This window comes from Paraburkholderia sp., from assembly GCF_026225065.1.
Taxonomy (GTDB): domain Bacteria; phylum Pseudomonadota; class Gammaproteobacteria; order Burkholderiales; family Burkholderiaceae; genus Paraburkholderia.
In genome coordinates this window covers 1-6,397 of record NZ_JAMFSB010000216.1, presented here as the reverse complement: position 1 = coordinate 6,397, position 6,397 = coordinate 1, and the positions used below count along the sequence as shown (strand labels likewise).

Annotated in this window: 5 protein-coding genes and 1 pseudogene; 3 read left to right on the top strand and 3 right to left on the bottom strand. The window is 63.1% G+C overall.

The features are described 5' to 3' along the window. Positions 1 to 40 precede the first annotated feature (40 nt). On the bottom strand, positions 41 to 985 hold the full coding sequence (gene nudC, locus M0954_RS16010) for an NAD(+) diphosphatase (RefSeq protein ID WP_133892086.1): 945 nt from the start codon (positions 983 to 985) through the stop codon (positions 41 to 43). Positions 986 to 1,095: 110 nt separating this feature from the next. Then, on the bottom strand, positions 1,096 to 1,218 hold the full coding sequence (locus M0954_RS16005; protein ID WP_297354228.1) for a hypothetical protein: 123 nt from the start codon (positions 1,216 to 1,218) through the stop codon (positions 1,096 to 1,098). A 145-nt stretch (positions 1,219 to 1,363) separates the two neighbouring features. Here M0954_RS16005 and M0954_RS16000 point away from each other — a divergent pair, with 145 nt between their 5' ends. From M0954_RS16000 to M0954_RS15990, 3 genes are all read left to right on the top strand, one after another. Next, entirely contained in the window at positions 1,364 to 4,066 is a 2,703-nt protein-coding gene (locus tag M0954_RS16000; protein WP_297354226.1) for an excinuclease ABC subunit UvrA, read from the top strand. A 350-nt stretch (positions 4,067 to 4,416) separates the two neighbouring features. Then, a complete protein-coding gene (locus M0954_RS15995; RefSeq protein ID WP_297354224.1) occupies positions 4,417 to 4,800 on the top strand; it encodes a nuclear transport factor 2 family protein in 384 nt (127 codons plus the stop codon). A 71-nt stretch (positions 4,801 to 4,871) separates the two neighbouring features. Next, positions 4,872 to 5,972 carry a nitronate monooxygenase family protein gene (locus M0954_RS15990; RefSeq protein WP_297354222.1) on the top strand — a complete coding sequence of 367 codons (1,101 nt, stop codon included), beginning with the start codon at positions 4,872 to 4,874 and terminating at the stop codon, positions 5,970 to 5,972. 86 nt (positions 5,973 to 6,058) lie between these two features. Here M0954_RS15990 and M0954_RS15985 read toward each other — a convergent pair. Then, positions 6,059 to 6,397, bottom strand: a pseudogene (locus M0954_RS15985) (VOC family protein); the annotation flags it as partial.

The window sequence follows — 6,397 nt, the reverse complement described above, 5'->3', positions numbered from 1 at the left end:
CCTCGAGAATCTTTAGCGGGTGCTTCTTGCCACGATACCCTCAGCCATCCAACACCGCAGCACCCCTAGCCGCGTACGCCTGCAGCAGATGATGGGCGATGGCGAACGGCTTGGGCGCCGACAGCCCGCTCGCACTCGTTCCCGCGAGCATCGCCGCGACCTCTGAGCGCGAAAACCAGCGGGCGTCTTCGAGTTCCTCTGTATCGACCACGATCTCGGTATCGCTCGCCTGCGCAAAGCAGCCGATCATCAGCGATGAAGGGAACGGCCACGGCTGCGACGCGAAATAGACAACCTGTGCGCACCTCACGCGAGCCTCCTCCATGACTTCGCGCCGCACGGCGTCTTCCGCGGTTTCCCCCGGTTCGACGAAGCCAGCAAGCGCCGAATACATTCCTGGGGCGAAATGGCGCTGACGCCCGAGTAAACATCGTTCGCCGTCAATGACCAGCATGATCACGACCGGGTCCACGCGCGGGAAGTGGCGTGCGCCGCAGACATCGCAGATGCGTTGCCAGCCTGCCGCCGCGATGCGGCTCGGCGAGCCGCAGTTTGCGCAGAAGGAGTGGCGGCGCTGCCAGTCGAGCATCGACTTCGCCTGACCGAGCATTCCAAGCGTCGCAGTGCCAACGAGACCCTGCAGCGCGATGGAGCGAAGCTCGATGCGCTCGTGGAGCGTGTCACCCGACGGATCGTCGGCGCCGGGGTTGAGCGTGAAGCCGAGCGCAAAGCGTCCGCTACCGTCGCTTTCTTCCCCGAGAAACACGCTGTGAAGTGGCTCGCCGAAGGCCGCCGTTTCACTCGCGATGTACCACGGGTCATGTTGAGTGCCTCGCTTGAGCAAGGGAACGTCTCCGTCGAAGACGAGAAATCGCGTAGCCGGGTTGTTGCGCAGCGTTTCGATGAAGGCGTGGTCGTCCCGCCTTTCGGAGCGGCGCTCGAGTGTATTGTGGTTAAAGCCGATGGACGTGGAAGAGGTGGTCATCGTCAACAGGAAATATGGGCCGTATGTTCCGGAAGTATGGCACGGTGTTCCGCCTGATGGAGTGAGCCACGGTCCGGAAAGCGGCCGTTGGCTCACTGGTGCCGAGCGGATCAATCGTCGACAACTGCCGTTGACGTCGCCAGTTCGGTCCAGCTTAAGCGGCGAGCCTGTCGTTGCGCGTCGAGCGCGGCGTGAAACGCCTTCATGTCGAAGTCGCAGAGGGAATCGCTCATGGCCGGTTTGGCTAGAATTCAACTTGCGCAGATTTTACATGTTACGTGATACCGAAGTCAGGATCGCCTCGTACGGCGAAACCCGGCGGCACGTCGCTTGCGACTGCATGTAAGACCATCAACCCCCGAACCTATCCCTGCCGCCATGACCAAGCCCTCACGGTCCTCCACTGTCAAGCATTCTGTTGATCTTCCCGAGTCGCCCACGTTCGTGCCGCGCGGCTTCGTCCAGGTTCGCGGCGCGCGTGAGCACAACCTGAAGAACGTCGACGTCGACATCCCCCGCGATGCGTTGGTGGTGTTCACCGGCGTGTCGGGTTCTGGCAAGTCGTCGCTCGCGTTCGGCACGCTGTACGCGGAAGCGCAGCGGCGTTATTTCGAGTCGGTCGCGCCATACGCGCGACGGCTGATCGAGCAGGTCGGCGCGCCCGACGTCGATGCGATCGAAGGCCTGCCGCCGGCAGTCGCCTTGCAGCAGCAGCGCGGCACGCCGAGCGCGCGTTCGTCGGTTGGCAGCGTGACGACGCTGTCGAGCCTCGTCCGCATGATGTATTCGCGAACCGGCAGCTATCCGCCGAAACAGCCAATGCTATATGCGGAGGACTTCTCGCCGAACACGGTACAGGGCGCCTGCCCGACTTGCCACGGGCTTGGCCGCGTATATAGCGTGACCGAACGCTCGCTGGTCCCCGACGACTCGCTGACGATCCGCGAGCGCGCGATCGCCGCATGGCCGCCCGCATGGCACGGCCAGAATCTGCGCGACATCCTCGTCACGCTCGGTTACGACGTCGACACGCCGTGGCGCGATCTGCCGAAGAAAGATCGCGACTGGATTCTGTTCACCGACGAGCAGCCCACGGTGCCGGTCTACGCGGGCTTCACGCCGAAGGAGACGCGCGCTGCCCTCAGGCGCAAGGCTGAGCCCAGCTATCAGGGTACGTTCACCGGCGCGCGCCGGTACGTGTTGCATACCTTCGCAAATACGCAGAGTGCGTTGATGAAGAAACGCGTGTCGCAGTTCATGCTCGGCAGTGAATGCCCGTCGTGCCACGGCAAGCGTCTGAAGGCGGAAGCGCTCTCGGTGACGTTCGCCGGTATGGATATCGGCGAGCTGTCGCAGCTGCCCATTGCACGGCTGGCTGCGTTGCTAGAACCGGTCTCGCGCGGCCAGTGGCCGTCTTCGAGCACGTCCGCTGACGGTGAGGTACTCGACAAGGCCAGCCGGCGCGAAGCGACCGCGCGCCGTGTTGCGACCGGCGGACAGCCTCATCAGGCTGCCCCTGACGTGCGCCGTACGCCCAACCTGTCCGACGAGAAGCGCGTGGCCGCGCAGCGGCTCGCGATCGAACTGCTGGAACGTCTGAAAACCCTGATCGACCTCGGCCTCGGCTATCTTGCGCTGGACCGCGCGACGCCGACGCTGTCCTCGGGGGAACTGCAACGGCTGCGGCTCGCTACACAGCTGTCGTCACAGCTGTTCGGCGTTGTCTACGTGCTTGACGAGCCGTCTGCCGGACTGCATCCCGCGGATGGCGATGCGTTGCTGGAAGCATTGCAGCGCCTGAAGGATGCGGGCAATTCGCTGTTCGTGGTCGAGCACGACATTAGCGTGATGCAGCGCGCCGACTGGCTCGTCGACGTGGGCCCGGATGCCGGCGAGGCAGGCGGACGTGTGATCTACAGCGGACCACCCGCAGGCCTTGCGGATGTCGAAAGCTCGCACACACGCCGCTACCTGTTTGCGCAGGGCGAGTCAGAGGCTCAGGCGAGCGAGGCTGCGACCCGTCGGCGCCGCGAGCCCCGCGGCTGGCTGCGGCTCGAAGGCGTGACGCGCAACAATCTGCACAACCTTGCGGCGGATTTCCCATTGGGTTGCATGACCGCGGTGACGGGCATCTCAGGATCCGGCAAGTCCAGCCTGGTGAGCCAGGCGCTGACGGAACTCGTGGCGGAACATCTCGGACGCGCCGCCGACCTTGCCGAAGACGACGAAGTCGACCCGCTCTTTGCGGCCCCGCCCGTCACGACCGACGGCCGGATCACAGCCGGCATGGACAGGATCAAGCGTCTCGTGCGCGTCGACCAGAAGCCGATTGGTCGTACGCCACGCTCGAATCTCGCGACCTATTGCGGTTTGTTCGACCCTGTGCGCAAGCTGTTCGCCGGAACGCCCGCTGCACGCAAGCGTCGCTACAGCGCCGGCCGGTTCTCGTTCAACGTCGCGCAAGGACGCTGTCCGACGTGCGAGGGCGAAGGCTTCATGATGGTCGAACTGCTGTTCTTGCCGAGCGTCTATGCGCCTTGCTCGACCTGCCATGGCAGCCGCTACAACCCGCAGACGCTCGAGATCCGCTGGCGCGATCGCAACATTGCCGAGGTGCTGGCGATGACCGTGGACACCGCATGCGGCTTCTTCGTCGACGAGGCGCAGGTTATGCGCTCGCTGACCGTGCTTCGCGATATCGGCCTGGGCTATTTGCGGCTTGGACAGCCGGCCACCGAGCTGTCCGGAGGCGAAGCTCAACGCATCAAACTTGCGACCGAGCTGCAGCGTGCGCAACGCGGCGATACGCTGTACATCCTCGACGAGCCGACTACCGGTCTGCATCCCGTCGACACCGATCGTCTGATGGTGCATCTGCATGGGCTTGTCGATGCTGGCAATACCGTGGTACTGGTCGAGCACGACATGCGTGTCGCGGCGCAAAGCGACTGGATCCTCGACGTGGGTCCAGGGGCTGGAGAGGACGGTGGCCGGATCGTCGTGAGCGGCGTACCTGAGACAGTCACGCGCGCCGCGGACAGTCGTACCGCGAGCTATCTGCGGGCCGTGATATTCCGTTGACTGGCGGCCCGTCCGATACGCCGACGACGCTTTGATGGCAACAACCGACCGCAATCAGGTGGGCTAAAGGATTCCGGCGCTTCCGAGGGCCGCTCCAACCTGCTTACGCTCCTGGCGGTTGGTCTGCGCATAACGTGCGATCTCCACCCTTCTCAACCGGTGCTGACAGCAAAGCGTCAATTGGGGCACCTCTTTTTATGCGAGCAACAGCCGCAAAGGCGAGAAGCGACGCGACTACAGGTTTTTTGGACTAGTCTTAAGTCGCTACGTCGCCCCACGCCACGCCACGCGCTATCTTCCTTCCGAGACGTACGCAATAGATTGATGTGAACAGTATCCGGAGGCACTCCATGCACGAAGAGAAAATACGTGAAGCCCTGACTGCCCACTGGCACGCGTCAGCGGCCGGCGATCTCGACGCAGAACACGATATTTACGATGACGACGCGATCTGTGACTATCCCCAATCCGGCGAACGAATCCTCGGGCGAAAAAATCTGCAGGCACTGCGGGGTCATCATCCAGGAAAGCCGGCGGGCTTTAACGTCAGGCGAATTCAGGGGGAAGGCAATCTCTGGATCACGGAATACACCATCATGTATGAAGGGCGAGCGGCCTACACGGTCAGCATCATGGAGTTCCACAACGGCAAGGTTGTTCACGAGACCCAGTATTTTTCGGATCCGTTTGAAGCACCGGGTTGGCGCAGCCAATGGGTTCAGCAGATCGCGTGAGAGCGCATCGAAGCGAGACATGACGCGGCGAGCCTGAACAGTACTAATCCAGATTTCAACGAGGACGTGAGATGACTAACCAGACAGACAAGCAATCGTTACTGCGCCTGCTGGGCATCGAAAAGCCCATCATTCAGGCGCCGATGGCCGGTGTGAGCACTCCGGCGCTGGCAGCTGCCGTTTCGAACGCCGGCGGCCTTGGCTCGCTCGGTGTCGGCGCAATGAACGCAGCAGGTGCGCGCAAGGTGATCGCGGAAACCCGCGCGTTGACCGCGAAGCCATTCAACATCAACGTGTTCTGTCACAGCCCTGCGACGTCAAACGCAGCGGTGGAGCAACAATGGTTGAGCTGGCTCGCGCCGCACTTCGAGCAATACGGAGCGAAGCCACCTGCGTCGCTGTCGGAGATCTACACGAGCTTCGTCGCGGACCAGGCCATGCTGGACGTTTTCCTCGAGGACAAACCGGCGATCGTCAGTTTTCACTTTGGCTTGCCGCCTGCGGAAGTGATCGTTGCACTTAAAAACGCGGGGATCAGGCTGCTCGCGGCGGTAACGAATCTGCAGGAAGCTGCGCAGGTCGCAGCGGCGGGCGTGGACGCCATCGTCGCGCAAGGCATCGAAGCCGGCGGCCACCGCGGCGCGTTCGATCCGGATGCGCGTGACGACCGCCTGGGTACGTTTGCATTGACGCGTCTGTTGGTCAAGGAATTTCAGCTGCCGGTGATCGCCGCAGGCGGCATCATGGACGGCGCGGGGATTGCCGCTGCGCTGGCGCTGGGCGCTCAGGCGGCTCAACTCGGAACGGCTTTTGTGGCGTGCCCGGAAACATCGATCGACGATGGTTACCGGCGTGCAATGCTTGGCGAGTCGGCACGCCATACGACGTTCACGAAAGCCATCTCGGGACGCGTCGCGCGAAGCATGGTGAACCGCTTCACGGAACTGGAAGACCATGCAGACGTGCCGCAGCCACCGGCGTATCCGATTACCTACGATGCAGGAAAAGCACTTCACGCGGCAGCCAAGGCGAAGGGGGAGTTCGGCTTCGGCGCGCAGTGGGCGGGGCAGGCCGCAGCTCTCGCGAGATCGTTGCCTGCGGCGGAGTTGTTTGCCCAACTGGAGAGCGAGCTGAGAGAAAGCATCAGCCAATTACAACGGGTCGGCGGATAAGGATTGGCATCCGGCATCGCGCGTGGAGCACGAAGGCGTCTTCTGACACCGCCCGCTTAAAGCTTAAACGCCGGCCACGTCCAGCCTCATGCCAACTCGGCGTTGCTCGCGGACAGCAGTTCGAGATCGACACCATGCGTCAGATCGAGCGGCAGCAGACGCGGGGACGCGTTCTCCGCGCCGTGCAACACGATCCCGAACACGCCTTCACCACGCAATGCCAGGCGGTTCTCGACCTGAGCTGCCAGCGCCGCTCCGGTCGTGCCACCCGAGGGCGTCAGTAGCGTAAGCGTCGTGGCGCCGATCGAAAAGCTTGCGAACGAAACGCCGTGATCGGGAAATGCCGACCGCTGTATCTGAAGCGGCTCGCCCAGCAGTGCGCGATACCGGCCGACGCTGGTGTCGAGATCGCGAACGGCGATCTT